The organism is Brevibacterium rongguiense, from assembly GCF_009857845.1.
Classification (GTDB): Bacteria; Actinomycetota; Actinomycetes; order Actinomycetales; family Brevibacteriaceae; genus Brevibacterium; species Brevibacterium rongguiense.
The window spans coordinates 1-26,317 of record NZ_WWEQ01000040.1; the positions used below are offsets into that span (position 1 = coordinate 1).

At 73.3% G+C, this 26,317-nt stretch carries 17 protein-coding genes and 1 tRNA gene; 5 read left to right on the forward strand and 13 right to left on the reverse strand.

Annotated features, from left to right (window positions below; translation table 11 throughout):
* Positions 1 to 208 precede the first annotated feature (208 nt).
* The 3 genes from GSY69_RS09455 to GSY69_RS09465 all read right to left on the reverse strand — a co-directional run bounded on the left by GSY69_RS09455 (position 209) and on the right by GSY69_RS09465 (position 5,128).
* The gene (locus GSY69_RS09455) at positions 209 to 1,375 is read right to left on the reverse strand and encodes an acyl-CoA dehydrogenase family protein (protein ID WP_160953613.1); all 1,167 of its coding nucleotides are present in this window, start codon (positions 1,373 to 1,375) and stop codon (positions 209 to 211) included.
* A gap of 85 nt (positions 1,376 to 1,460) precedes the next feature.
* Positions 1,461 to 3,509 (reverse strand): acetyl/propionyl/methylcrotonyl-CoA carboxylase subunit alpha, encoded by a 2,049-nt coding sequence (locus tag GSY69_RS09460; protein WP_160953614.1) that lies wholly within the window; start codon positions 3,507 to 3,509, stop codon positions 1,461 to 1,463.
* 5 nt (positions 3,510 to 3,514) lie between these two features.
* Positions 3,515 to 5,128, reverse strand: a complete 1,614-nt coding sequence (locus GSY69_RS09465; protein ID WP_160953615.1) for a carboxyl transferase domain-containing protein — start codon at positions 5,126 to 5,128, stop codon at positions 3,515 to 3,517.
* Positions 5,129 to 5,614: 486 nt separating this feature from the next.
* Between GSY69_RS09465 and GSY69_RS14965 the strand changes: the two genes are divergently transcribed.
* Positions 5,615 to 6,409 (forward strand): TetR/AcrR family transcriptional regulator, encoded by a 795-nt coding sequence (locus tag GSY69_RS14965; RefSeq protein ID WP_328698828.1) that lies wholly within the window; start codon positions 5,615 to 5,617, stop codon positions 6,407 to 6,409.
* 43 nt (positions 6,410 to 6,452) lie between these two features.
* On the opposite strand, the gene GSY69_RS09475 is transcribed toward GSY69_RS14965, so the two are convergent.
* The 4 genes from GSY69_RS09475 to GSY69_RS09490 form a co-directional block, all read right to left on the reverse strand.
* Positions 6,453 to 7,442, reverse strand: coding sequence for a MerR family transcriptional regulator (locus GSY69_RS09475; RefSeq protein ID WP_160953616.1), 990 nt, complete (start codon positions 7,440 to 7,442; stop codon positions 6,453 to 6,455).
* The gene (locus tag GSY69_RS09480; protein WP_202410987.1) at positions 7,429 to 8,121 is read right to left on the reverse strand and encodes a HEAT repeat domain-containing protein; all 693 of its coding nucleotides are present in this window, start codon (positions 8,119 to 8,121) and stop codon (positions 7,429 to 7,431) included. The genes GSY69_RS09475 and GSY69_RS09480 overlap by 14 nt, the downstream gene beginning before the upstream one ends.
* Before the next feature lie 68 nt (positions 8,122 to 8,189).
* Entirely contained in the window at positions 8,190 to 9,197 is a 1,008-nt protein-coding gene (locus GSY69_RS09485; protein ID WP_160953617.1) for a malate dehydrogenase, read from the reverse strand.
* A gap of 58 nt (positions 9,198 to 9,255) precedes the next feature.
* Complete coding sequence (locus GSY69_RS09490) at positions 9,256 to 9,972, reverse strand: histone deacetylase (RefSeq protein ID WP_328698829.1); 717 nt, start codon at positions 9,970 to 9,972, stop codon at positions 9,256 to 9,258.
* A 429-nt stretch (positions 9,973 to 10,401) separates the two neighbouring features.
* Here GSY69_RS09490 and GSY69_RS09495 point away from each other — a divergent pair, with 429 nt between their 5' ends.
* Positions 10,402 to 10,803: a hypothetical protein gene (locus GSY69_RS09495; protein WP_160953618.1), complete on the forward strand. Its 402-nt coding sequence runs from the start codon at positions 10,402 to 10,404 to the stop codon at positions 10,801 to 10,803.
* 441 nt (positions 10,804 to 11,244) lie between these two features.
* Here GSY69_RS09495 and GSY69_RS09500 read toward each other — a convergent pair whose 3' ends face one another.
* Both GSY69_RS09500 and GSY69_RS09505 read right to left on the reverse strand, forming a co-directional pair.
* Positions 11,245 to 12,111: a universal stress protein gene (locus GSY69_RS09500; protein WP_160953619.1), complete on the reverse strand. Its 867-nt coding sequence runs from the start codon at positions 12,109 to 12,111 to the stop codon at positions 11,245 to 11,247.
* Between the two features lie 623 nt (positions 12,112 to 12,734).
* Positions 12,735 to 12,807: transfer RNA gene (locus GSY69_RS09505), tRNA-Thr, on the reverse strand.
* Between the two features lie 314 nt (positions 12,808 to 13,121).
* Between GSY69_RS09505 and GSY69_RS09510 the strand changes: the two genes are divergently transcribed.
* Positions 13,122 to 14,405, forward strand: coding sequence for a M20 family metallopeptidase (locus tag GSY69_RS09510; protein ID WP_160953620.1), 1,284 nt, complete (start codon positions 13,122 to 13,124; stop codon positions 14,403 to 14,405).
* 188 nt (positions 14,406 to 14,593) lie between these two features.
* On the forward strand, positions 14,594 to 16,141 hold the full coding sequence (locus tag GSY69_RS09515; RefSeq protein ID WP_160953621.1) for an MDR family MFS transporter: 1,548 nt from the start codon (positions 14,594 to 14,596) through the stop codon (positions 16,139 to 16,141).
* A gap of 127 nt (positions 16,142 to 16,268) precedes the next feature.
* Here the strand turns inward: GSY69_RS09515 and GSY69_RS09520 are convergent, their stop codons facing one another.
* Together GSY69_RS09520 and tmk are read right to left on the reverse strand one after the other, a co-directional pair.
* Positions 16,269 to 17,426 (reverse strand): DNA polymerase III subunit delta', encoded by a 1,158-nt coding sequence (locus GSY69_RS09520; RefSeq protein WP_160953622.1) that lies wholly within the window; start codon positions 17,424 to 17,426, stop codon positions 16,269 to 16,271.
* Positions 17,423 to 20,386, reverse strand: a complete 2,964-nt coding sequence (gene tmk / locus GSY69_RS15205; protein ID WP_160953623.1) for a dTMP kinase — start codon at positions 20,384 to 20,386, stop codon at positions 17,423 to 17,425. Before tmk ends, GSY69_RS09520 begins: the two co-directional genes overlap by 4 nt.
* Before the next feature lie 359 nt (positions 20,387 to 20,745).
* Here tmk and GSY69_RS09530 point away from each other — a divergent pair, with 359 nt between their 5' ends.
* Positions 20,746 to 21,519, forward strand: coding sequence for a lipoate--protein ligase family protein (locus GSY69_RS09530; protein ID WP_160953624.1), 774 nt, complete (start codon positions 20,746 to 20,748; stop codon positions 21,517 to 21,519).
* A gap of 120 nt (positions 21,520 to 21,639) precedes the next feature.
* On the opposite strand, the gene topA is transcribed toward GSY69_RS09530, so the two are convergent.
* Together topA and GSY69_RS09540 are read right to left on the reverse strand one after the other, a co-directional pair.
* Entirely contained in the window at positions 21,640 to 24,444 is a 2,805-nt protein-coding gene (gene topA / locus GSY69_RS09535; RefSeq protein WP_160953625.1) for a type I DNA topoisomerase, read from the reverse strand.
* 185 nt (positions 24,445 to 24,629) lie between these two features.
* Positions 24,630 to 26,317: methyltransferase (locus tag GSY69_RS09540; protein WP_160953626.1), on the reverse strand; the 1,688-nt coding region annotated here is incomplete at its 5' end.

Here is a 26,317-nt window from a genome sequence, read left to right on the forward strand (position 1 = left end):
GCCTGGGCGGCGGCCTCGTGGCGCTGACCCGGCGCCGGAAGCGCGCAGCGCGCGACTGACCGGCAGCCGCGGCCGGCGGCCGAGGTCGGCACCGCGGCAACCGGCACCGGGGCACCGTACGCAGACGGCGGGCCGGCGAGGAGCACGACGCGAGCAATCGCGTCGGCGCTCCCCGCCGGCCCGCCGTGGCCGTGCTGCGGGGTGGGGCTCAGATGCCCAGTTCGCGGGCGATGAGCATGAGCTGGACCTCGGTGGTGCCCTCGCCCACCTCGAGGATCTTCGAATCGCGGTAGTGGCGGGCGACAAGGTACTCGTTCATGAAGCCGTAGCCGCCGAAGATCTGCGTGGCATCGCGGGCGTTGTCCATCGCCGCGTCGCCGGCGACCATCTTCGCGATCGCGGCCTCCTTCTTGAACGGCAGGCCTGCGATCATGCGCGAGGCCGCCAGGTAGTAGGCGGCGCGGGCGGCCACGACGCGGGCCTCCATGCGGGCGATCTTGAACGAGATGCCCTGGTAGTCCTTGATGGGGTGGCCGAACGTGCGGCGCTCCTTGGAGTAGCGCACGGACTCGTCCACGCAGCCCTGCGCGGCGCCCACGCTCAGCGCGGCGACCGCGATCCGGCCCTCGTCGAGGATGCGCAGGAAGTTCGCGTAGCCGCGGCCGCGCTCGCCCAGCAGGTTGGCCTCCGGGACCTGCACACCGTCGAAGGTGAGCGGGTGCGTGTCCGAGGAGTTCCAGCCCACCTTGTCGTAGGCCGGCTCGGCCGTGAAGCCGGGCGTGCCCGTGGGGATCATGATCGTGGAGATCTCCGGCTTCTCCGTGCCGTCCTTGCCGGTGCGCGTGCCGGTGACCGCGGTGGCGGTGACGAGCTTCGTGATGTCCGTGCCGGAGTTCGTGATGAAGCACTTCGAGCCGTTGATCGTCCACTGGCCGTCTGCGAGCGTGGCGCGGGTCTTGGTGCCGCCGGCATCCGAGCCGGCCTCCGGCTCCGTCAGCCCGAACGCCGCGAGGCCCTTGCCGTCGATCACCTGGGGCAGCCACTCGCGCTTCTGCTCCTCGGTGCCGAAGCGGTAGATGGGCATGGCGCCCAGCGAGACACCGGCCTCGAGGGTGATGGCCAGCGACTGGTTGACGCGGGCGATCTCCTCGATCGCCAGGCACAGCGCGAAGTAGTCCCCGCCCATGCCGCCGTACTCCTCGTCGAACGGCAAGCCGAACAGGCCCATCTCGCCCATCTTCGCGACCTGGGCGTAGAGGAACTCGTGCTTGGCGTCGGCCTCGGCGCTGACCGGGGCGACCTCGTCGTCGGCGAACTTCGCGACGGACTTGCGCAGGTCCTCGTACTCGTCGGGCAGCATTCCGGGGGTGAACATGGGGGCCTCCTAAGGCGCGGGTGCGGATGGGGTTGGGAGTGTGTGAGGGCAGTGGTGCGGTGCGGCCCAGCGAGCAGCGCGGGGCTCAGCGGGCGGCGGATCCGCCTGCGTCGGCCTCGCCGGTGCCCGCCTCGGCATCACCGGCGCCGGACTGGCCGCCCTCGCCCGCGGCGACGACGGTGGCGAGCACCTCGTCGAGGGCCACCTGGGCACCGGCGGCGGCGACCAGGTGGACGACCCCGTCCACCGGGGCGCGCAGCACGTGCTCCATCTTCATCGCCTCGACGACGAGGACAGGATCGCCGGCCGCCACCTCGTCGCCGTCCGCGGCGCGCAGCTCGATGACGGAGCCCGGCATGGGCGCGGTGATCTCCGCCCCGGCCGCCGAGGGATCGAGCGTGGAGTCGGCCTGCGGGCGGGCGAACGAGTAGACCCCGCGGTCGCTGGCCACCCACAGGGTGCGCGTCGCGGAGTCCGCCCACATCCGGGCGCGCTCGTCCACGCCGTCGTGGCGCAGCGTCCAGTCCAGCCCGTTGCCGCCCAGGCGCGGGAACGCGTACGCCACGTCGCGGCGCTCGCCGCCCCAGGTCAGGGGCACCGTGCGCACGCGCTCGGGGCGCGCGGAGCGCCAGCCGTCCCACGCACCCCAGGCGGAGGTGTCGTCGCCGGCGAACTCGACGAGCAGCGGCCCGTCCTCACTCGCCTCGGCGGCGGCGCGGCCCAGGGTGGCGACGACGGCGGCGGCGGCGAACTGCACGTCCGCCTCCCCCGGCTCGTGCGCAAGGTCCGCGGGGTCCATGCGGTCGATGAGGCCCGTATCGAGCGCGCCCTCGCGCACATCGTCCCTGCCGATGAGGGTGCGCAGGAAGTCGATGTTCGTCATGATGCCGGGCACGGCCGAGCGGCCCAGCGCCCACTCCAGGCGGGCGAGCGCCGTGGCGCGATCCGGGCCGTGCGCGATGAGCTTGGCGATCATGGGGTCGTAGTCGCTGGCCACGCGCTGGCCGGCCTCCAGGCCGGCATCCACGCGGATGCCCTCGCCGGCCGGGAACTCGACGTCGAGCGCGGTGCCGCCGGTGGGCAGGAACCCGCGGGCGGGGTCCTCGGCGTAGATGCGCGCCTCGACGGCATGGCCGGTCAGGGCGATCTCGTCCTGGGCCAGGCCCAGCTCCTCGCCGGCGCCGATCCGCAGCATCCACTCGACGAGGTCCACCCCGGTGACCTCCTCGGTGACGGGGTGCTCCACCTGCAGGCGGGTGTTCATCTCCATGAAGAAGAACTCGTCGGGCTGGTCCGCGGAGACGATGAACTCCACGGTGCCGGCGCCGCGGTAGCCCACCGACTTCGCCGTCTGGACCGCCGCCTCGCCGATCCGCGCGCGGGTGGCCTCGTCGAGCAGCGCCGACGGCGCCTCCTCGATGACCTTCTGGTGGCGGCGCTGCAGCGAGCACTCGCGCTCGCCCAGGTGGACGACGTTGCCGTGCTCGTCGGCGAGCACCTGCACCTCGATGTGGCGCGGGGTGGCGACGAGGCGCTCGAGGAAGAGCGTGTCGTCGCCGAACGAGCTGGCCGCCTCGCGGCGGGCCGCGGCCAGCGCCTCGGGCAGCTGGGCGGCCTCGAAGACCGCGTGCATGCCCTTGCCGCCACCGCCGGCGGAGGGCTTGATGAGGATGGGGAAGCCGATGTCGGCCGAGGCGGCGATGAGCCGCTCGTCGGTGAGGCCGGGCTCGGCGATGCCGGGCACCAGCGGGACGCCGCGCTGGGCGACGGCCTGCTTGGCGGTGATCTTGTCGCCCATCGTGCGGATGGCGTCCGCCGTGGGCCCCAGGAAGACGATGCCCGCGGCCTCGCATGCGGCGGCGAAGGCCGCGTTCTCCGACAGGAAGCCGTAGCCCGGGTGGATGGCCTGGGCGCCGGTCTCGCGGGCCGCGGCGATGACCCGGTCGATGGACAGGTAGGACTCCGAGGCGGCGGCCGGGCCCAGGCGCACGGCCTGGTCGGCGGCGCGCACGTGGGCGGCATCGGCGTCCGCATCCGAGTACACGGCAACGGTGGCGATGCCCAGGCGGGTGCAGGTGCGCATGACGCGCAGGGCGATTTCGCCGCGATTGGCGATGAGGACCTTGTCGAACATGGCGATCACATCCTGAAGACGCCGTTGCCCGGCGCGTCGAGCGGGCGGGACAGGGGCGCGTGGCGCGCGGCCTCGAGGGCCAGGGCGAGCACGCGGCGGGTGTCGGCGGGCTCGATGATCCCGTCGTCCCACAGCCGCGCGGTCGAGTAGTACGGGTTGCCCTGGTCCTCGTACTGCTGGAGGACGGGGGCCTTGAACTGGGTCTCCTCCTCGGGCGACCACTCGCCCCCGCGGGACTCGAGCTGGTCGCGCTTGACGGTGGCGAGCACGCTGGCGGCCTGCTCGCCGCCCATGACGGAGATCCGGGTGTTGGGCCACATCCACAGGAAGCGGGGCGAGTAGGCGCGGCCGCACATCGAGTAGTTGCCCGCGCCGTACGAGCCGCCGATCACCACGGTGAACTTGGGCACGCGGGCCGTCGCGACCGCGTTGACCATCTTGGCGCCGTGCTTGGCGATGCCGCCGGCCTCGTAGTCGCGGCCCACCATGAACCCGGTGATGTTCTGCAGGAAGACGAGCGGGGTATCGCGCTGGTCGCACAGCTCGATGAAGTGCGCGCCCTTCATGGCGGACTCGCCGAAGAGCACGCCGTTGTTGGCGATGATGCCCACGGGGTGGCCGTCGATGTGGGCGAATCCCGTGACGAGGCTCGTGCCGTATTCGGCCTTGAACTCGTGGAAGAGCGAGCCGTCGACGATGCGGGCGATGACCTCGCGCACGTCGTAGGGCGTGCGCAGGTCCGCGGGCACGATCGAGGTGAGCTCGGCCGGATCGCGGGCGGGCTCCGCCGGCTCGCTGCGCTCCCAGCTGGGCGCAGCCGGCGGGGCGAGGGTCGTGACGATGTCGCGCATGATCTCCAGCGCGTGCTCGTCGTTGGCGGCCAGGTGGTCCGTGACGCCGGAGACCCGCGAGTGCAGCGCGCCCCCGCCCAGCTCCTCGGCGGTGACCTCCTCGCCGGTGGCGGCTTTGACCAGCGGTGGGCCGCCCAGGAAGATCGTGCCCTCGTTGTTGACGATGATCGACTCGTCCGCCATTGCGGGCACGTAGGCGCCGCCCGCCGTGCACGAGCCCATGACGGCGGCGAGCTGCGGGATCCCCGCAGACGACAGCGTCGCCTGGTTGTAGAAGATGCGCCCGAAGTGCTCGCGGTCGGGGAACACGTCGTCCTGGTTGGGCAGGTTCGCCCCGCCCGAGTCGACGAGGTAGATGCAGGGCAGCCGGTTGTCCTTGGCCACCTCCTGCGCGCGCAGGTGCTTCTTCACCGTCATGGGGTAGTACGTGCCGCCCTTGACCGTGGCGTCGTTGACGACGATGACGCACAGCCGCCCGGCCACGACCCCCAGGCCGGTGATGATGCCGGCACCGGGCGAGGCGTCGTCGTACATGCCGTTGGCGGCCAGCGCGGAGAGCTCGAGGAAGGGCGTGCCGGGATCGAGCAGGTGCTCGAGGCGCTCGCGCGGGAGCATCTTGCCGCGGTCCGTGTGCCGCCTGCGGGCGGACTCCGAGCCGCCCAGCGCGGTCTGCGCGGTGCGGCGGCGCAGCTCTTCGGCCAGCGCTTCGTGCGCGGCGCGGCGCTCCTGCGCGACGGCAGGATCCGGCGGCGTCCCGAGGGTCTTCATCGACTTCTCTCCCACGTGTTCCCGGGCAACCCACCCGGCTGACCAGCGCGCATGCTGCGCTGCCGGGGGTGGATCGCGGTGCGCGGGCCGTGCCGCACGGGCGGCCGGGTGCGCGAATTTCGGTTAACGGCGATTAACTTAGTTGCTACTGTAGACGACATGCAGCAGTCGGACAACAGCGCCGCCCCCGCGCCCGAGGTGCGGGCCGAGCGGGCGCCGGCCCGCGCCTCGGGTGCGGGGGCGGGCGAGTATGCGCGGGCGAGTGAGGACGCGCGAGCGGATGAGGACGCGGGAGCCGGGGCGAGGCCGGGGTCGATCGCCTGGGCGGGCGCGGAGGCGCAGGGCGATGGCCGGGCGTCGGTGGGCGATCACATGTTGACAGATGGCCAGGCGGCGGCAGGCACGGAGACGCGTGTGCAGTCGGGTACTCAGGCGCCGGGCCGGGGTGCAGACAGAAGCGAAGCGCGCGGCCCTGGCAGCGCAGGCGTGCCGGAAGCGGCAGGAAACGCCGGAGACGCCGACCCCCGTGAGTCCTCGCTGACCCCGCGGCAGGCGGCGAAGGCGCAGCGGCGCGCGGCGATCGTGGCCGCCGCGAAGGAGCTGTTCGCCGCTCAGGGCTTCGCGGCCGTGTCGATCGAGCAGATCGGCAAGGGCGCGGGCGTCTCCGGGCCGGCGGTCTACCGCCACTTCGCGTCGAAGGAGGCGCTGCTCGTCGAGCTGCTCGTGGGAATCTCGCAGCGCCTCGACGCGCGCGGGGCGCAGTTGGTGGACGGGGCGCAGCTGGTGGACGGGGCGCACGTGGCAAACGACGAGCACCCGGGGCACGGAGAGCAATCAGCCGACGGTGCGCGGCCTGCGGGCAGGGAGCTGGCGGGGGGCGACGCGCAGCCGGCGGCAGGGCCAGCGAGCACCGATAACACGTCGGCCGACTCCGGGCCCGAGCAGACACTGCGCGCGCTCATCGACTTCCACCTGGCGTTCGCGATGGGAGAGCCGGAGCTCATCCGCATCCAGGACCGCGACTTCTCCGCACTCCCAGAGGACGACCGCCGCCGCGTGCGCCGGCTCCAGCGCTCCTACGTGGCGCGCTGGGTGAGCGTGGTGCGTGCGGTCCACCCGGCGCTGAGCGAGGCCCAGGCGACGGTGCGCGTGCACGCGGTCTTCGGCATGCTCAACTCCACGCATTACATGACGGGCCGTCAGCCTGCCGAGGCGATCGAGGAGCAACTGCGCGGCGCGGCACTCGCGGCCCTGGGGGTGGAGGAGCCGGCGCGGTGTTAACTGGCAGGGCCGAAGGCTGCGGCGCGGCGCTCAGTCCCGACGCTCAACCCCGGTACCGAAGGGCGAAGCGCGCGGTCGCCGACACCGCCTGCGCCGAGTCTGCGGCCGCCACGCGCAGCAGCGCCTGCGCCTCTTCCCCCGGCAGATCCACGAGCGCCTGCACGATCCGGCGGCGCACCGGCACGTCGGCGCCGCCCCAGCGCGCGGCAAACTCTGCGGTGGCCGCCCGTGCAGTGGCGCCCACCGCCGCGAGCGCCTCGAGCGCCTCCCCCGCCTCGACATCCTGGCGACCCCGGCACACCAGATCAACGAGGTCGCCGACCACTGCGGCGTCACCGCGCCGCGCCAGCGCGAGCACGGCCGTTGCGCGCACGTTCGACACGGGATCGTCGACGAACCCGGCGAGGGCCGCGGCGGCGTCCTCGCCTTCCATGCCGGCGAGCACTCGCACGGCCCTCAGCCGGGCCGCCGGGGTCGGCAGCGTGGCCATCGTCCGCAGGGCCTCGAGCGCCGAAGGGCCGCGGCGGGCCATCTGCCAGGCAATCGCACCGGCCACGTTGGGATCGGCCTCGGCAGCCAGCGCCTCGGCGAGCGCACCGGTGGGCATTTCGTGCGCGGCATCGGCTCCCAGCAGCGCGCGGACACGCTCACTGGAATCAACCGACACCAGGCGATCGACTGCGCGCGCCGCGGCGAGCACATCGTCCCAGACGGTGGGTCCCGCCGCCGCGATCTGCTCGAGGCGGCGCTGCAGACGCTGCTCAGCCTCCGCTCGGCGCCGCGATTCGGCACACAGCACCCCGAGCACCTCGGCGGGGGCGAGCAGCGCCTCGCGCGCCAGCCCCACCTCGTCGAGTGAGAGTCCCAGCGCCCGCAGCGCTTCGATCTCCGCGACCTGCGCGGCCTGCGGGTCGCCGTACTGGCGGTAGCCGGCGGCACTGCGGCCCTCCGGGGTGAGTAACCCTTTGGCCTCGTAGTGCCGCAGCATGCGCACGCTGACCCCGCTGCGGCGGGATAGCTCACCGATGAGCATGGCCGCCTTCGTCCTCGGCGCTCGCTGCCGTGTGCGGGCGAGCGTGATCCGCGCTACCCAGTGTCCGCAGCCGCATGGCCGCTGCCAGCGCCTCGCCGAACCCCGCCGCGGGATCCTCCCGGATCCGTTCGACTTCCTCGACGAAGCGCGCACGTGCGGGGGTCGTCGCAGCCGCGCGCAGGGACGCGGCCGCTGCCTCGCCAAGGGCTGCCAGGGCGCGTGCCAGGCTCCTGAGCAGCGGGCCATCCGAGCGCTCGAACTGCCCCAGGAGCACGCGCCCCAGCCTGGGCGCCTCCGCGCCGGGGGCCAACGCCACGGCCGCGCGCCAGGCGGCAGCCGCGACATCGGGGTTTGGATCGCACAGGTGGCCGTCCATCACGGCGAGCCACGCACTCGGGTCCCGGAGCTTCGAGAGCGTGTGCAGGGCCTGCGCCCGCGCCTGCGGCTGGGCCGCATCGAGTTCGCCCACCACGGCCTCCAGAACCCGTTCGCGGGTGTGCCTGGTCAATGCCCAGGTCAGCATGTCGCGCACGTAGAAATCGTCCTCGACAGCACAGCGCCGCACGAGCACGGCGATCTGCTCGTCGCGCGGCACAACCCCGGCCTGCAGGGCGGCCCGCAGTCGCAGCGACGCCGGTGCCTGGCTCAGGGCCCGGGCCAGTCGGTTCTCCTCGGTCATACGACCACCTCCAGAGCCCAGCAAAGACCCTGACACCGTGGCAGGGTCAAGGGCAGGGGCCAGCCCTCTCAGAGCAGCCCCAGCGTCCCCACGGCCGCGCGCTCCTCCTCGAGCTCGGCCACCGAGGCCGCGATGCGCTGGCGCGCGAAGTCGTCGACGTCGAGGCCCTGCACGATCTCCCAGTCGCCCCCGTTTGAGCGCACGGGGAAGCTGCTGATGAGCCCCTCTGGCACGCCGTAGGAGCCGTCCGAGACCACCGCCGCCGAGGTCCACTCCCCACCCGTCCCGTGCACCCAGTCGAAGACGTGGTCGAGTGCCGCATTGGCCGCCGAGGCGGCCGACGAGGCACCCCGCACCCTGATGATCTCCGCGCCGCGCTTGGCGACGCGGGGGATGAACTCGTCGACGTACCAGGCGCGGTCGACGAGGTCGAGCGCAGGCCGTCGCGCACCGTCGACCTGCACCGTGGCGTGCGCGAGGTCCGGGAACTGGGTGGCGGAGTGGTTGCCCCAGATCGTGATCCCGTCGATCGCGGTCACCGGAACGGACAGGTGCTCGGCGACCTGGGCGATGGCCCGGTTCTGGTCGAGCCGGGTGAGCGCCGTGAACCGCTGGGCCGGGATATCGGGCGCGTGGGCCGCCGCGATGAGGGCGTTCGTGTTCGCGGGATTGCCCACGACGAGCACGCGCACGTCATCCGCCGCGCAGTCGTTGATCGCCCGTCCCTGCGGGCCGAAGATCCCGCCGTTGGCCTCGAGGAGGTCACCGCGCTCCATCCCCGCCGAACGGGGCTTGGCACCCACGAGCAGCGCCACGCCGGCGCCATCGAACGCGACATTCGGATCGTCGGTGACGTCGACGTCTGCCAGCAAGCGGAACGCACAGTCCGCGAGCTCGAGCGCGGTGCCGGCGGCCGCCTCGAGCGCGGCTGGCACCTCGAGCAGGCGCAGGCGCACCGGTACATCGGGCCCCAGCAGCTGGCCGGAGGCGATCCGAAAGACCAGCGCATAGCCGATCGCTCCGGCGGCGCCGGTGACGGTCACGGTGGTGGGCGGGGGGAGCTTCGCTGCGTCCATGGGCCCAGCGTAGACACTGTGTGGGCTGGCGCCCATGGCTGTAGCCCCGGCGACGCGCTCACGCGGCGATCCGGTCGGCCAGGTGTGCGGCGATCGCACCGTCGTCCCAGCCGTGTGCCTCGCGCAGCCCCGCGCGCAGCATCGCAAGGTAGCCCGAGGTGGGGGCCGTGTGCTCGATGGCCCCGAGGCCATCCGGGGCGGTGAAGGTGAGCATAGGCAGCCCGTCGCGGTGGCCCACATCGATGAGCGTTTCGTATCGGCCCGGGCCGGCGGCGTGCCGCGCACCCTCCTCCATGCCGACGACGACCTCCTCGATGGGGTCCTGCGGATCCGGCACGCGGTGCATCTCCTGCGCCGCGATGTCCGCGAACTGCCCCGCGGTGACGAGGTAGGCCTTGGCGGGCGTGGGGCCGGGCACGTCGTGGTCGTAGAACGCCATGCCGCCGCCCCACACCCGCGACTCGCCCGCGAAATACAGGCGGCCGGGCAGCTCGACGCCCATCTCCGCGCGGGGCGGGGAGGGGTCGCGCGCACCCTCATAGGTGATGAGCGCACCGGACGGGCGGCCTCCGCGCAGGTAGCACGCCAGCCGGTCGCGGGCCATGTTCGAACCGTAGCTGACGTACCAGACGAGGGGCTCGGCGGCGGGGTCCGCGGTGGGGGATGCGTCGGCGGGCTCACCGGCGAGCGAGGTGCCGGCGGCGCTGCGGTGAACGGCCGCCGCCGAGGTAGCCGGGGCCGGGGCGGCAGCGGTCGCGGCGGCGGCACCGGGCACTGTTCCGGGGGCGGTGGCACCTGGAGCGGTGTCTGTCGCGGCGCCTGATACGGCGCCGGGTACGGGGCCTCGCGGGGAGGGGGTGTGCGATTCGGGCAGATCGGGAAGTGCGCGCAGTTCAGACATCCCCTCCACCATCCCGCGCACCCGAGGGCGCCGCAAGCGCCAAGGCCCGGTCGCACCGTATTCGCACGGTTCTTTGAGCCCGAGGGGTGGAATCACAGGTACACCGAACTTCGGGTACGCCGATTCTCCGAATTTCCTGTATGCTCAATCTGCTCGGCGCCGGTGCCGCAGCATCCACTCAGCCAGTGTCGGCGCTTTCGCTTCTCACTACGCACGCATTCGCACAGCGGGCCCACGCCCGCATGTGCGCGAGCGCGGAAGATCACGGATTTCCGACGACGGCCCCTACCGAACAGGACCGCCATGCTCCCTGCCGCGAAGACCCTGCGCACCGCGCTGACCTCCACGGCCGCCGCGATCGCGCTCGTCGCGGGCTCCGCCGTCGTCGCTACCGCCCCCGCCGAGGCTGCCTCGCGCCACCACCACTGCTCGGGCTCGGTCAGCAACTCCCGCCCGCACCGCGGCCAGAACCTCGTGGTCCGCGTGTCGAAGGTGCCCGCGAAGGTGACGGTCAGCGCGGTGGCGAAGTACAAGACCACCTCCACCGGCAAGCGCGCCAAGGCCAGCAAGAAGGGCAAGGCGCTGCTGCACTTCAACGTGGGCGGCGGCACGTTCGGCCGCCGGGTGCCCGTGCAGGTGGTCGCCAAGAAGGGCAAGTCGACCTGGACCTGCTCGACATCGTTCGTGCCGACCCGCAAGCGCTGAGCCGATCCGACCCCGCCGCTGCCGGTCCCGCCACGAGGCGGGGCCGGCATCGTCGTCTGCGGGGCCAGGCTGCGGGGTGCCGCGGAGGTTGGAGTGCGGTGGGGACGTAGCCGGGAGGCGGGGTTGGCGGCCGGGAGGCCGGCGTGCGGGCAGGAGGCCCGTCGGGCGGGTGGCTGGACGATCGGGGAGCTGGGTGGGTTGCCGGCCAGATGGCTGGGAGGCCGACTGGGCGGTCAGCCAGATGGCTGGGCGAGTGCGCGGCCGGAGAGCCGGGGCACTGGGCGTGTGGGTACTTGAGCGTTCGGAGGTGTCACCGCGTCGTGCTCACGGCCCGCCGTAGGCGTGACCGCACCGCAAACCCGGCTGGGCCGCACGCTTAACCGGACCGCATTCGATTGCCTGGCCGCAGCGGCCATCCAGTCGGTTTTTTGGGGGCGGTCGTCAGTCCACGAGGCGACGGCGGCCCAGCCGCTCGTCGTCGCGGAAGGGCACGAGCAGCACGGTGCCCTGGGCCTCATCGAGGACCTGCGCGCTTGTGCGGCCCAGCTGCACGGACATCCCGGCGAAGCGGCCCAGCCCGCGCTTGCCGATGACGAGCAGGTCCGCCCCGGCCCCCGCCTCGGCGAGGATCTGGGCGGGGTCACCGGGCCGGTAGTCCGCGCGGACGGTGAGCCCGGGGAACTCCGAGCGCAGCCACGTGAGGTCGAACTCGGTCTGCGCGCGGATGGCCTCCGCATCCCCCAGCGCGTCGACGCCGACGATCACCGTGAGCTCCTCCCCCGAGTCCATGGCATAGGAGGCGGCGTCGAGCGCCGCCACACCCGCATAGTCCGAGGTGTCGAGCCCCACGACCACCCCGCGGCCGCTCGTGGGATGGGAATCCGTGCTGGCGAACTCGTCGCCCTCACCGCGCTGGATGGCCGCCGGGCACAGCGCGTGCCCGGGCAGCCCTCGGCTGGTCGTGCCGATCCGACCGGCGGCGGGATTCTTCGACCCGTGCGGTCCGATGACGAGGAGGGCAGCGTCCTCACCGGCGGCGGCGAGCTGCTCGGCGGGGTCCCCGTGCAGCACCTGCTCACGGATCTCGACGTCATCGCTCAGTGCCTCGAGGCGCTCGCGCAGGGCTGCCAGCTTCTCTCGCTTGACCGCCTCGCCGTCCTGAGCCCCATCGCGGACGACGGCCGTGAGGACGAGGGCGGCACCGGCGTCCACCCGTCCGCGCACCAGCTCCGTGAGCGCCCATGCTGCCGCCTGTGCGGAGGACTCGGAGCCGTCGACGCCGACGACCACATCGCCTGTGAAGTGCATGTCCCTACTCCTCCGTGTCGCGTGTTCGGTGCCGGGACGCCGCACACTGCGGCCGAGCGCGGTCCCACTGTGATCGTATGCACAAAACCCGTGCGGCGGTACCGCGCGGGCGAGGTGATGCGATGGCAACGAGGCTGAGGGACCGGCGGCGGCAGTGAGGGTGGTAAGAGCGGGGAGCACCGGGGGGTGAGGGGAACCAAGATCGCAGGGCGACGGGTCGATGGTAGTCGCGGGACGGCGGGTGATGCGTGCGATCGATCGTCGCGGGGGGTGCTGCGCGCACGCATAGCAGGGGCAGTCGCCGCGCAGCACGGGCAGTTGTCGCGCGGTCGGAGTACGCAGCGGACTGCCGGGAAGAAAGTCTTCTCCTGATTTCAGCCGCGCGAGGGAGTGAAGACCATTCGGCCGAAACCGTGCTGCTGCGGCGTCAAAGTCTTCACTCGATGCTCAACGGCGAAACAGGTGAAGACTCGCCCCCACGGACCCGATCCCGCAGCTGCTCCACGACGTCCCACGGCCACGACATCACGCAAGCGCCACGTCCCACGCCACCGCGCACCGACCCGCAGAGCCCCACGACGGGCGAGGCCCCGTCACCGGGCGGTGACGGGGCCTCGCATGCGAGCCTCCTGCCGGAATCGAACCGGCGACCTTCTTATTACGAGTAAGACGCTCTGCCGACTGAGCTAAGGAGGCAACCGGCACAACTGTAGTCAATCCGAGCGGGGGAATCAAAGCGGCACGGCGCGCCAGTCCGGGCGGTCGGCGCGGGACTGCGCACCCTCCCGAGCGGCCTCGCCACCCGGGTGAACGCTAAGGTGAAGGGGAACCGACCGGGCTTCGCGAGCCACCCGCCCGCGAGCCGCAGTCACCGCGACCACAGCCGCTACAACGGCCACAACCGCCACAGCAACAGCAACAGCAACAGCAACAGCAACCACGGTGCGCACACGGGCCGCCGCGTCGCACGCGGCGCACCGCGGCCGTCGCACAAGGAGGAGAGTCACTCGATGAGCTTCGATCTGGATGCGTTCCTCGCGGAGCTGCGGCAGCTCGTCGAATGCGAGTCCCCCACGAGCGACCAGGCGGCGCTCGAGCGCTCCGCCATCCAGTTCTCCACGATCGGCGAGCGACTGCTGGGCGAGCCACCGGAGATCATCACCGCCGAGGGCTACCCCCATCTCCTGTGGCGCTTCGGCTCAGGACCGCGGCGCGTCGTCCTCATCGGCCACCACGACACCGTCTGGCCCGCGGGCACCCTCGAGCACTTCCCCTACTCGGAGCACGACGGCATCATCCGCGGCCCCGGCACGGACGACATGAAGGGCGGGGCGCTCATCGCCATCCACGCGCTGGCCCGCCTGCGCGAGCGCCGCGGCGACCTGGACGGCGTGAGCCTGCTCATCACCGCCGACGAGGAGTTCGGCTCCATCACCTCGCGGCCCATCATCGAAGAAGAGTCGCGCGGCGCAGCCGCCGCTCTCGTGTTCGAGAGCGGCGGCCCGCAGGGAGCGGTGAAGATCGCGCGCAAGGGCGTGGCCATCTACGAGCTCGAGGTGCGCGGCCGCGCCTCCCACGCCGGCGTCGAGCCGGAGAAGGGGATCAACGCCACCGCCGAGGTCGCCCACCAGGTCCTGGCCGTCGCCCAGCTGGGCGATGCGAAGGCCGGCACCTCCGTGGTGCCGACGGCCATGACCTCGGGCACCACGACGAACACCGTGCCCGCCGAGGCGCGGGTCAGCATCGACTCGCGCGCCAAGTCCGCCGCCGAGCAGCGGCGCGTCGACGCCGCGCTGCGTGCCCTCACTCCCGTCCATCGGGGTGCCAAGCTGGTGCTCCACGGCGGCATCAACCGCCCGCCCATGGAGACGAGCATGTCGCTGGGCCTCTACGCGCGCGCCCAGCGCATCGCCTCGCGCCTGGGCCACCCGCCGCTGCGCTCGATCGGCGTGGGCGGTGGCTCGGACGGCAACTTCACCGCCGGTATCGGCGTGCCCACCCTGGACGGCCTGGGCACCGTGGGCGGGGGCTCGCACGCTGAGAACGAGCACGCGATCGCCCAGTGGATCCGGCCGCGCGTCGAGCTCGTCTGCGACCTGGTGGGCCAGCTCCTCAGCGAACCGCCCCCGGAGTCCGCCGCCGAGGCGCCGCGGTCCGCCGCTGCCGGTGCCAGTCGCGACGCCGCGGGTCCTGGCGCGAGCCCCAGTCCGGGCACCGGTGAGGGCGTCGGCGGGCCCTACGGCGGTGCGGGGGCTTTCGGCGGGGCGGGCACCGCCGTCGACCTCGACGACTGACCGCGCGAGCGGTGGCGAACCGCGCACCGGGGCCCGATGTCGGCGGTCGCTCGGGGGCACCGGCCGGCACGGTGGCGGCCGCTGCTGGCGGCTGCGGGCCGCTGATATGATCGAGCGGCCCGCGCGCCAGCGCTCGGGCCGCGGTCCGGCTCTGAGCCCGGGCCCCCACCGTAGCCGCCACCCTCCTCATGCCAAGGGGCCACGTGTCTTCATCGTCTTCTCCCTCCGAGCGCGCGCACGCGCAGACACCCGGCGGTGCCGACCCGGCCGTCTCCGCGCCGGAGGGCTCCGGTCGCGAAGAGCTGCCGGCCGGGGCCGTGCTCACCATCGTCGTCCTGCTCTGCGCTGCCTTCGTCGTCATTCTCAACGAGACGATCCTCAACGTCGCCCTCCCCCACCTCATCGCGAGCCTGGGTGTGGACGCCACGGTGGTCCAGTGGGTGACGACCGGATTCATGCTCACCATGGCCGTCGTCATCCCCACGACCGGCTTCATCATCGGGCGCCTGGGCACCCGGGGCGCCTTCGCGCTGGCGATGTGCGCGTTCACCCTGGGCACGCTGCTCGCCGCCGTGGCGCCCGGTTTCGGGCTGCTGCTCACGGGGCGGATCGTCCAGGGCTTCGGCTCGGCCATCATGCTCCCGCTGCTCATGACCACCGTGCTCACACTCGTGCCGGTCTCCCGCCGCGGGGCCGTCATGGGCAATGTCACGATCGTCATCGCCGTGGCGCCGGCGCTGGGGCCCACCGTCTCCGGGCTGCTGCTCGCGCACTTCCACTGGTGCTTCCTCTTCATCTTCGTGCTGCCGTTCGCCATCGCCGCGACCATCTTGGGCATCGCGCGGCTGCGCAACAGCGCGGACCGCGGTGACGAACGGCTCGACCCCCTCTCGCTCGCGCTGAGCGCCCCCGGCTTCGCTGGCCTCGTCTACGGCCTGTCCTCACTGGGCGAGGCCGGCGGTGCGGGCGGCCGAGGCTCGAGCATCGCCGCGCTCGTCGCGGGGGCGGCCCTCGTGGGCCTCTTCGCGGTGCGCCAGGTCCGCCTTCAGCGCACCTCGGCGCCGCTGCTGGACCTGCGGACGTTCCGCTACCGGGACTTCCGGGTCTCCGTGGGGCTGCTGTCGGTGTCGATGCTCGCGATGTTCGGCGTGGTCATCGTCCTGCCCATGTACATGCAGTCGGTGCGCGGGCTCGACTCGATCACCACGGGCTTGGTGCTGCTGCCCGGCGGCCTGGCAATGGGCCTGGCGGGACCGCTCGTGGGGCGGATCTTCGACCGGTTCGGGGCCCGGCCGCTCACCGTGACCGGCGCCGTCGTCATGGCCGCAGTCCTCGTGGCGCTCACGTTCCTGGGCGCCCAGACTCCCGTCTGGCTCCTCGTCGTCCTCGTCCTGGGCTTCAACCTGGCGCTCGCCTGCATCTTCACCCCGGTCTTCACCGCATCGCTCAACCCGCTGCCCATGCACCTGTACTCCCACGGCTCGGCGATCCTCTCGACCCTGCAGCAGGTTGCCGCGGCGGCCGGCACCGCGCTCCTCGTGGCCGTCATGCAGTTCGCGGCCAGCGCCGCCAGCGGCACGGCACAACCGCAGGGCGAGCAGCTGCTGCCGGGGGTGCGCGCGGCGTTCCTCGTCGCCGCGGTGCTCAGCGCGGTCGCCATCGTCCTGGCGCTCCTCATGCCGGGCCGCCGCCAGACCACCACGGGACCCGTCCCGGAACGCCCCGGGCATTCCTGAGCCCGCGGCACGGGCTCAACCCCGTCCCATCGCGTACCCCGCCCCACCGCGCTCCCCGCCTGGCGAGCACTGTCGACCGCCGCGCGCCGCCCGCACATGGCGACTCGGGCCCAGGCGCCCGCGGTGCTCAGTCGGCGGAGAGCCAGGGGTTGGACAGCCCGATGAAGGCGGACTCGAGCACGAGCAGCGGGGCCGTGTTGGTCTGCAGCCGGCGCCGCGCCTGACTGAGCACGTCGATGCGCTTGAGCGTCGTGGGGGCGTCCGTCTGCCCGGCGATCGTCCGGATGCGCGCGTCGTCGTGGGCGTTGATCCAACCGCCGTCCACGCCGAACTGGCACAGCAGGACATCGCGGTAGAGCGAGAGGAGCTCCAAGAGCATCGCGTCGAGCTCGTCGCCCCGCGCCCGCGAGTCCTTGCGCTTCTGCTCCTCCTCCAGCCGCTTGACCTGGGAGCGCAGCGCCGGCGGCGGCGTTTTGCCCGGTTCGACGCCCAAGGTCGCGAGCAGCGCCGCCCGCTCGCGGGCGTTGCGCTCCTTCGTCCGCGCCTCCGCGCGCTCGGTGGCGGCGTCGAGCGTGCGCGCGGCCAGCCGCACGGTCGAACCCACCGAGGTCAGCCGGTCGGGGATCTCGAGCGTGCGCTCGCGCTGCTGCGCGGCCTCCTCGTTCGTGGCGAGGAACCGCGCGCGCCCGATGTGGTTCTGGGCGGCCGCCGCGGCCCACTCGGCACGCGCCTCGTCGACGCCGTCGCGCGAGACCAGCAGCGAGGCGATCGCCTGGGCAGGCGGGATCCGCAGATTCACGTTGCGGCAGCGCGAGCGGATCGTCATGAGCACGTCCTGCGGACTGGGCGCGCACAGGATCCAGACGGTGGCCGGGGGCGGCTCCTCGATCGCCTTGAGCAGGACATTGGAAGTCCGCTCCGCCATCCGGTCCGCGTCCTCGATGATCATGACGCGCCAGGGCGCGTTCACGGGCGCGCTCTGGGCCTGGGAGACGAGCTCGCGCACCTCGTCGATGGTGATGAGCGACTTCTGCGTCGACATGATCGTCATGGACTCGTGGGTGCCACTCAGCGCGCGGGCCGCGGCCGGGCTCATGGCCTCACCGTGGTCCTCGCTCAGCAGGGCCGCCGCGAACGCGCGGGCGGCGTTCGAGCGACCGGAGCCGGGCGGGCCGGTGAGGAGCCACGCGTGCGTCATCGCGGCCCCGTCGCCCGTGCCCGAGGCAGCCGCGCGCAACCGCGCCACCGCCTCGTCTTGGCCGACGAGCTCGTCCCAGACGCTCACCGCCGCCCTCCGTGCTCTGGGCGCTCACCGTTGCCGGGGTGCTCCCCCTGCTCGTGGCTCCCGCTGTGCTCGAGGCGCTCACCGCGGCCACCGGGCTCGGGACGCTCAGCGGTTCGACCGAACCGCTCCCCCGCGGGTCGTTCAACGGCGTGCCCACCCGGGCTCCGAGGCTGCGCGGCGCGGTCCCCGGGCTGTCCGGCAGGGCTCCCAGGCTGCCGAGCGGTGCTGCCGGGCTGAGCGCCGCCCGACCCGCGGGCAGCGTCCAGGCGCGCCTGGCGCAGCCGCTCGCGGGCGCGCCGCTCGATCTCCGCCTGCGCGCGCAGCTTGTCGCGGTTGACCGGCCGCGCGAGGTGGGCACGGTCCTGGGCCTCGGCGTCCGCGGGATCCGCGGCTTTCGGAGCCTCCGGACCCGACAGCACCGTCGTGGGCTCCTCGCCTGCGTCACCGGCGCCACGGGTCCGCGGTCCGCTCAGCACGGTGGTGGCAGCGTCCTCGGTGCTCTCAGCCTCGCCCGGTGCGCCACCGTGACCGTCGTGTTGGCCGGGCGCGCCGTGGCCGCCGGGCGCGCCGCGGCCGCCGGGCTCACTGTGCAGGACGGTCGTGGCTTCTTCCCCGGGTTCGCGGCGCGGCCCCGGCAGGACGGTCGTCGCCTCCTCGCCGTCAGTCTCGGCACCGGGGCCTGAGACGCGCGGCTCGGCGGCAGCCGCACCGGTGTCGTGCTGGTTCCCTGCGGTGTGGGGCGCACGCGGGGGCAGCGGCTGGAGCGGCGCGCGCGGTTCCCCGCGGTCTTTCTGCTGCTCGCCGGCGGGGGCGCCGCCGCGCCCGGTGCCGAAGCGCTCGGCGCGCGGCGGCCCGGCGAAGCCGCGCCGGCTCAGGGTCTCCTCGAGCGCCTCGGCGACGCGCTTGGCGACGATGTGCTGCGGCGCATCGGCATCGACGACGACGTAGCGGTCCGGCTGGGCCTGTGCGAGGGCGAGGAACTTCTGGCGCACCCGCGTGCGGAACTGGGCGTCCTGGGCGTCGAGGTGGTTCTCCTCACCGCGCGCCGCGGTGCGCGCCGCGGCCGCTTCCGGGGCGATGTCGAGGACGACGGTGAGGTGGGGCACGAGCCCGCGCGTGGCCCAGCGCGAGAGGGCGAGCACCTCTTCCTCCCCCAGGGCGCGGCCGGCGGCCTGGTAGGCGAGCGAGGAGTCGATGTAGCGGTCGGTGATGACGATCCCGCCGCCGTCCAGCGCGGGGCACACGAGCTGCGCGGCGTGCTGGGCGCGATCGGCGGCGAAGAGCAGGGCCTCGGCCCGCGGCGCGGTTGCCTCCCCGTCGAGCAGCACGGCGCGGATGGCCCGGCCCACGTCCGTGCCGCCCGGTTCCCGCGTGACGACCGCGCGGCCCCGGCCGCGCCCGTCGAGCCACTCGCGCAGGAGCAGCGCCTGAGTGGACTTGCCGGACCCGTCCGGGCCCTCGAACGCGATGAACAGTCCGGTATCGGACATGCGCGCCGGCGCGTCGACCGCGGCGACGAGCCCCGAGGAACGCCGCGGCGCCGCGGCACTGGACTGCGGACCCGACTGCGCCGAGGCGGTGCGCTCACCCGACTCGGAGCTGCTCGCGCCCGGCCGTCCGGGACCGGACACGGGCTCAGTGGCGCCCGGACCAACAGCGTCCGCGTGCGGCGCCTCGGCGGCGGTGCCCTGGGGCGTGCGGAACGCGTGGACGAGGTCCACGCCCAGTCCCTGGGCGCCCTGCGGGGGGAAGACGAAGACGGCCACGATGCCCGCGATGAGGCCCGCGGTTCCGACGAGGGAGTAGGCGAGGCCCGTGGTGGTGATGACCCATTCGGTTGCCGGGCTCACCATGATGGCCGAAGTGGGGGCGAAGAAGGCGATGAGCAGCGCGGCGCCCACTCCGGCGCCGACCCCCATGCGGCGGGAGAACGCGTAGTCCTGCGCGCGCACGCCCACCCCCACGCAGAACGCGGCGACGGCGGTGAGCACGGCCTTGCCGGAGAGCTCGGAGAGCAGGCCCACCCCGATGGTGAGCAGTGCCGCGGCGACGAGGGCGAAGGCGGTCAGGCGCGGGCGCGACATGCCCGGTGCGAACGTGGGGCCCGCCTCGAACCCGGCGGCCCAGCCCACGAGCGCAGCGGTGACGATGAGGGCGAACGCCGCCTCGCCGAACCCGTAGTCGGCGACCACCGGCACCGCGAGCGCGAACAGGGCGCCGAACAGTGCGAACAGCAGCGTGCACGCCCAGGGCCGTGCGACCTGCGCGGGTGCGCGGACGCTGCGGGCGCTGCGGCCCGCGGTCTCAGTTTCCGGGGGCTGACCGCCCATGTCGAGCGGTGAGACGAAGACGAGGACCGCACCCGCGATGAGTGCGATGGCGGCGACGAGGAGCATCCAGCGCAGCGCAGCCGTGCCCGCGGCCGCCCCGGCCTCGATCTGGACGGCGTAGAGGATGAAGACGAGCAGGCCGGAGGCGATGCCGGCCAGCCGCCACGGCTTGGCGTGCAACGCGGGGGCGTGTGCGCTGGCGAGGCAGACGAACGCGCCCAGGAATAGGGCGGTGAGCCATCCCCACCACACCGCCGGGGCGAAGACGAACACGGCGGCGCAGCCGGCGCTCGCGACGGCCGCGCCCACGAGCAGCTTCGAGCGCAGCGCGGCGGCGAGTCGGCCGGCCGCCCCGGCGGGCACCAGCAGGCCCGCCACGATGAGCGCTGCCACGACGATGAGGCCCGCGATTCCCAGCCGCATGTCGAAGTTGCCCGCCCGCTGCTGCTTCGTCACGGCCGCGAAGGCGGCCGCCGGCATGCTCGCGGTCAGCCCCGCCGTGCCCGCCGCCGCGAAGGTCAGCGCGGCCGTGGCCAGCGCCGTGAGCCAGGCCGCGGCCTCCATGAGGCTGTGGCCCAGCACGCCGCGCGGCGGGGCGGGAATCGGGATGCGATCGGTCTCGTTCGTCACGCCGCCCACACTACTGCCCGGCGCTGACACGGCGCTGGGCAGCCGCGGGCGCCGAGGGGTCGTTGAGCGCGGCCCCGGCGGGCCGGGGGCTGCCCTGCCGCCCTGCCCGGTGGCCCGATGAGCGGGGTGCCCAGAGAGCCGGGCCGAGTCAACACGGTCGGGTGAGCCAGGGCCCGGTGAGCTGGCTGCCCGGTGAGCAGGGGCCCGGAGGGCGGGGCCCGGCGGCTCGGCGGGTAGCGAACCGGTGAGCCGGCGGCCCGTACCCTGCCGCGAAACCAGCCCGACAGCCTGCGGCGAAAGCGGCTCGGCAACCGCCCCCGAGGCCTGCCCCGGGGCCGCAGCCCGCTTAGACTGCCAGCATGGGCGAGGCGGCAGCGGCACCGGGCACCGCGGCGGAGCTCACGCTCCTGCCAGCCGGTTCGCACGACCCCCTCACGGCCCTGTCCCTGGCGCGCGTGCTCCTCGACGAGGTGCGCGCCGGGCGCCGCGGGCCCACGCTGCGGATCTACCGGCCTCGGCCCACGGCGGTCTTCGGCGCCCGCGATCGCTTCCTGCCCGGTTTTCCCGCCGCGGTCGAGGCCGCCCGCGCGCACGGCTTCACCCCCGCCCTGCGCACGCTGGGCGGTCGCGTGGCCGTCTACCACGAGGAGAGCCTCGTCATCGACCACATCGAGCCGGCCGCCCAGTTCCTGGGCGGGACCCAGGCGCGCTTCGCGGACTTCGGCCGGCTCTACGCGGATGCGCTGCGGGCCATCGGCATCGATGCGCGCGTGGGCGAAGTTCCCGGCGAATACTGCCCCGGCGAGTACAGCGTCAACGTCGCCGGGCGGATCAAGGCGATCGGCACCGCCCAGCGCGTGACGAAGTCGGGCTGGCTGTTCTCCTCGTCCGTCATCGTGGGCGACCCCGACCCCATCCGCGCGGCGCTCACCGACATCGAGGCCGCGCTCGGCGTCGACTGGGATCCCGCGACCGGCGGGTCGATCAGCGAGGCGTGTCCCGGTATCGAGACAGCCGCCGTCCAGGACGCGTTCCTCGACGCGTACGAGGCCCGCTACAGGCTGCTGCCCGGCGACGTCACCGCCGCCGAGGTCGCCGCGTGCGCGCCGTACAGCGAGGCCCAGCGGCTCTAGGCGCACACCCCCAACCGAGCCTGCGCGCCGAGCCGCGTGGGCACGCGCCCAGCCGGGCGCACACCCGCAACCGGACGGGCACACGCGGCCCGGCGGCTGTCCGCACTGGGGCGCCCGCCCTCACGGGGTCTTCGGACCGGCCTTCTTCGCCGCCGTCGTCTTTCCAGCCGTCGTCTTCTTCGCTGCCGTCGTCTTCTTGGCGGCAGTGGTCTTCGCGGCCGTGGTCTTCGCGGCAGTGGTCTTCGCGGCCGTCGTCTTCTTCGCGGGAGCCTTCTTGGCCGGGGCCTTCTTCGCCGCCGGCTTCTTCTTCGCCGGGCCCTTCGCGCGCTTCTCCGCGAGCAGCTCGAACCCGCGGGCGGGCGTGAGGGTCTCGACGTCGTCGTCCTTGCGCAGGGTGGCGTTCGTCTCGCCGTCCGTGACGTAGGGCCCGAACCTGCCGTCCTTGACGACGACCGGCTTCTTCGACTGCGGGTCCTCCCCCAGCTCCTTGAGCGGCGGGGTGGCCGCGCGCCGCCCGCGCTGCTTGGGCTGGGCGTAGATCTTCTCCGCCTCTTCGAGCGTGATCGTGAAGATCTGGTCCTCGGTCTCCAGCGAGCGCGAGTCCGTGCCCTTCTTCAGATACGGGCCGTAGCGGCCGTTCTGGGCGGTGATGACGGTGCCGTCCTCCGAGGTGCCCACCTCGCGGGGGAGGTTGAGCAGCTTGAGGGCGTCCTCGAGCGTGACCGTGGCGAGGTCCATCGACTTCAGCAGCGAACCGGTGCGCGGCTTGGGCTTGGCCTTGCCGCGGGTGGGCTTTGCCTCGTCCTCGGGCAGCACCTCGGTGACGTAGGGGCCGAACCGGCCCGTCTTCGCGACGATCGTGTGGCCGGACTCCGGCTCCGTCCCGAGTTCGCGGTCGCCGTCGCCCTGGCTCTCGATGAGCTCGCGGGCCTTGTCCGCGGTCAGCTCGTCCGGGGCAAGGTCCTCTGGCACGGACACGCGCTTGGGGTCCTCCCCCTCGGCGCCTGCGACCTCGAGGTAGGGCCCGAAGCGGCCCACGCGCAGGTCGATGCCGTCGGCGATCCGGATCGTGTTGACCTCGCGGGCGTCGATCTCGCCCAGGTCGTCCACGGTGGGCTTGAGGCCGGTGCCGCCCTCACCGCCGAAGTAGAAGCCGTTGAGCCAGTCGGTGCGGCCCAGGGAGCCGCCTGCGATCTGGTCGAGGTCGCCCTCGAGCCCCGCGGTGAACTGGTAGTCCACGAGCGAGCCGAAGTGCTCCTCGAGCAGCCTGACCACGGAGAACGCCAGCCAGCTGGGCACGAGTGCCGAGCCGCGGTTGGTCACGTAGCCGCGGTCCTGGATGGTCGAGATGATCGCCGCGTACGTCGACGGGCGGCCGATGCCCAGCTCCTCGAGCCGCTTGACGAGGCTGGCCTCGGTGAAGCGCGGCGGCGGGGAGGTGACGTGGCCGTCGGCCTCCGCGGAGGCGACGGTGAGGGGCTGGCCCTCCTTGACGTCGGGCAGGCGCGACTCGTCGGAGCCGCTGTCGTAACGCTCGGCGTCGCGGCCCTCCTCGTAGGCGGCCAGGAATCCGCGGAACGTGATGACGGTGCCCGAGGCGGTGAAGCCCGCGTCCTTGCCCTCGCCCAGGTCCGCAGTGATGCGCATGGTCGCGGTGCTGCCCTTGGCATCGGCCATCTGGGAGGCGACGGTGCGCTTCCAGATGAGGTCGTAGAGCTTGTACTCGTCCCCGCGCAGCTGGGAGGACACCTGGGCCGGCGTGCGGAACGAATCGCCCGATGGCCGGATCGCCTCGTGGGCCTCCTGCGCGGACTTCTGCTTCGAGGAGTACATGCGCGGCGAGCTCGGCACGTACTCGGGCCCGTAGAGCTCGGAGATCTGCGCGCGCGCCGCCCCGATCGCCTGCGACGACAGCGCCGGCGAGTCGGTGCGCATGTAGGTGATGTAGCCATTCTCGTAGAGCGACTGCGCCACCCGCATCGCCTGGCGCGAGCTCATGCGCAGCTTGCGCCCGGCCTCCTGCTGGAGCGTCGAGGTGGTGAAGGGGGCCGCGGGCCGGCGCGAGTACGGCTTCGTCTCGAGGCCCGTGACCTCGAGCGAGTCCTTCGCCGAGGTGTTGAGCTGGTTGGCCAGGCTCGTCGCCGTGGCCTCGTCGAGGACGACGACGTCGGAGCCCTTCTTCAGCTGGCCGCGGTCGTCGAAGTCGCGGCCGGAGGCCACGCGCGTGCCGTGGTAGCTTGCGAGGCGGGCGGCGAAGCTGCCCGCTCCCCCGGGCACGGCGAGCGCGAGGTCGAGGTCCCAGTAGTCGGCGGAGACGAACGCCATGCGCTCGCGCTCGCGCTCGACGACGAGGCGGGTGGCCACGGACTGCACGCGCCCGGCGGACAGGCCGGCGCGCACCTTGCGCCACAGCACGGGCGAGACCTCGTAACCGTAGAGCCGGTCGAGGATGCGGCGGGTCTCCTGGGCGTCGACCAGGTCGATGTCGAGCTCGCGGGTGTTTTCCAGGGCGCGGGCGATCGCCTCCGGGGTAATCTCGTGGAAGACCATCCGCTTGACGGGGATCTTGGGCTTGAGCACCTGCTGGAGGTGCCACGCGATGGCCTCGCCCTCGCGGTCCTCATCGGTGGCGAGGTAGAGCTCGTCGGCGTCCTTGAGCAGCTTGCGCAGCTCCGCGACCTTCTTCTTCTTGCCGGGGTCGATCCGGTAGTAGGGCTCGAAACCGTTGTCCACGTCGACGGCGAACTTGCCGAACGGGCCCTTCTTCATGTCCGCGGGCAGCTCGGAGGGGGTGGGCAGGTCGCGGATGTGGCCCACCGAGGCCTCGACGTCGTAGTCATCGCCCAGGTAGCCGACGATCGTGCGCGCCTTCGTGGGCGACTCCACGATGACGAGGCGGCGGGGGGTGCCAGCAGACGATGCCACTGCGTTCCTTTCGACGATTGCGTGCCCATCCGGGGATGTGCGGGCACCGGGCGCGCGGCGCGGGGCTGGCCGCGGCGCGCTGCCGGTCACGAGCGCTCATCCCGGTGCGGGCTCCTTGAGAATCTAGCACCCGGTCCGGACGCGGCTCGTGGGCACATGCTCTCACAGGACCGCGGCGCGGCCGGTCAGGCCTGGGGATAGGCGAAGCCGGCCGGCACGAGCTCCCGGACCTGGGCGATGAGCTGGGCGCGCAGCGCGGCGGGGTCCGCACCGAGCAGCTCGGCGAGTGCTTGGGCGGTCGCGTCCAAGGTCAGCGTCCCATCGGCCACGCCGAGGAAGCCCGCGAGCGCGGCATCGGCGGCAAACGACTGGGCGAGGCCCGCGCCCTGCTCGAGCGCGAGGTGGGCCGGTGCTTCCTCGCCGGGCACGAACCGGCGGACCTCCACGACGTCACCGGCGCGCACGAACGAGGCGGCGGCCACCTCGGCGTCGGATGCGCCGGCCAGCCACTCGAGCAGCGCGAGCCGGGTATCGAGGTGCGCGGCGAGACCGGCGGGGTTGTCGCCGGTGCCGCCGGCCACCGTATGGTTGCGGGCCGGCGGCGCTGCGTCAACGCGGTGCAGGCGCATCCAGCCGAACGCGATTGCGGTGACGCCGCGCGCGGCGAAGTCATCGAGCCAGGCGGCGGTGTCCGCCTCCCAGCGCGCCGAGGCGCGGGCCACGCCCCCGTCGCGGATCCAGGTCTCCGCGTAGCGGGCCGGGTCCACCCGCTCGCGCTCGATGACCATGGCCGAGGTGTGCGGATCCGCCGCCCACACCTCCGGGGTGCTCCGAACTCCACCGAGCTCCGAGCTTCCGACTTCCCAGTTGAGGAGGAAGCAGGCGTGCCCGTCGGGCCCCAGCACCTCGGGCGCGCCGGCGACGAGGGCGCGGACGAGCGCGTCACCGGACATCCCGCCGTCGCGGTAGGAAAGGGCGGCCGTGGCGCCCTGCGGGGTGATGACGAAGGGCGGGTTGGACACGAGCAGGTCGACGGCCTCCTCGATGGGGTCGAAGAGGGAGCCCAGGCGGGTCTCGATGTTGGCCGCGCCGTTGAGCTCGGCGTTGAGGCCGGTGAGGGCGAGCGCGCGCTCGGAGACGTCCGTGGCGATGACGTGGCCGCAGTGGCGGGCCAGCAGCAGGGCCTGGATGCCACACCCGCACCCGAGGTCTGCGGCGACGCCCGTCCGGGCGCGCGGCGTGATCGCCGCGAGGGTCCGACCCGCCCCGCCCAGGCCCAGCACGAAGTCCCCGGCGACGGGGTCCGGGCTGTTGAGGGTGCCGTGGTCGGAGAGGAGGAAGACGGTGCCGTCACCCGGCCGGAAGCCGCGCGGCACGCCCACCGGGATGTCGAGGGGGCGCAGCTCGAGGGTCGAGGCGAGCAGGCGCCCCTCTCCGGCGGTCCGCACGCCGGGGGCCGCCGAGGTGTGGGCAGGGTCCGTGTCCTTCTGCTCACCGAGGTGGGCCGGGGCGCCCGTGTGCGGGGCACCGGTGGTTGGGGCGTCAGTGCTCGGGTCGTCCGTGTTCGGAAAGCCCGTGTTCGGGGCATCCGTGTGCGGGTTGACGGTTGGCTCCGCACCCGGGCCGGGAGCGGTGCGCAGCAGCCCACCGGCCTCGAGCGCGGCGCTCAGCTCGGCACCCAGGGCGGCGGTGAGCTCGGCCTGCGCCACGGGTTCGGCGAGGACGAAGAGGCGGGCGAGGACTGCCAGCGCGTCCGCGGGCTGTGCGGCACCGGCGCTGGGCTCGTCGGCTGGGGACTGCGCGGCACGGGCAGCGGGCTCGGCGGCCGGGAGCCGCGCGGCACCGGCGGTGGGCTGAGCCGCCGCAGATGCAC

Bases quoted from the DNA above. Each gene is read 5' to 3' on its own strand.
- GSY69_RS09455 (WP_160953613.1), bottom strand. From the start codon at position 1,375: ATGTTCACCCCCGGAATGCTGCCCGACGAGTACGAGGACCTGCGCAAG.
- GSY69_RS09460 (WP_160953614.1), bottom strand. From the start codon at position 3,509: ATGTTCGACAAGGTCCTCATCGCCAATCGCGGCGAAATCGCCCTGCGC.
- GSY69_RS09465 (WP_160953615.1), bottom strand. From the start codon at position 5,128: ATGAAGACCCTCGGGACGCCGCCGGATCCTGCCGTCGCGCAGGAGCGC.
- GSY69_RS09475 (WP_160953616.1), bottom strand. From the start codon at position 7,442: ATGCTCATCGGTGAGCTATCCCGCCGCAGCGGGGTCAGCGTGCGCATG.
- GSY69_RS09480 (WP_202410987.1), bottom strand. From the start codon at position 8,121: ATGACCGAGGAGAACCGACTGGCCCGGGCCCTGAGCCAGGCACCGGCG.
- GSY69_RS09485 (WP_160953617.1), bottom strand. From the start codon at position 9,197: ATGGACGCAGCGAAGCTCCCCCCGCCCACCACCGTGACCGTCACCGGC.
- GSY69_RS09495 (WP_160953618.1), top strand. From the start codon at position 10,402: ATGCTCCCTGCCGCGAAGACCCTGCGCACCGCGCTGACCTCCACGGCC.
- GSY69_RS09500 (WP_160953619.1), bottom strand. From the start codon at position 12,111: ATGCACTTCACAGGCGATGTGGTCGTCGGCGTCGACGGCTCCGAGTCC.
- GSY69_RS09510 (WP_160953620.1), top strand. From the start codon at position 13,122: ATGAGCTTCGATCTGGATGCGTTCCTCGCGGAGCTGCGGCAGCTCGTC.
- GSY69_RS09515 (WP_160953621.1), top strand. From the start codon at position 14,594: ATGCCAAGGGGCCACGTGTCTTCATCGTCTTCTCCCTCCGAGCGCGCG.
- GSY69_RS09530 (WP_160953624.1), top strand. From the start codon at position 20,746: ATGGGCGAGGCGGCAGCGGCACCGGGCACCGCGGCGGAGCTCACGCTC.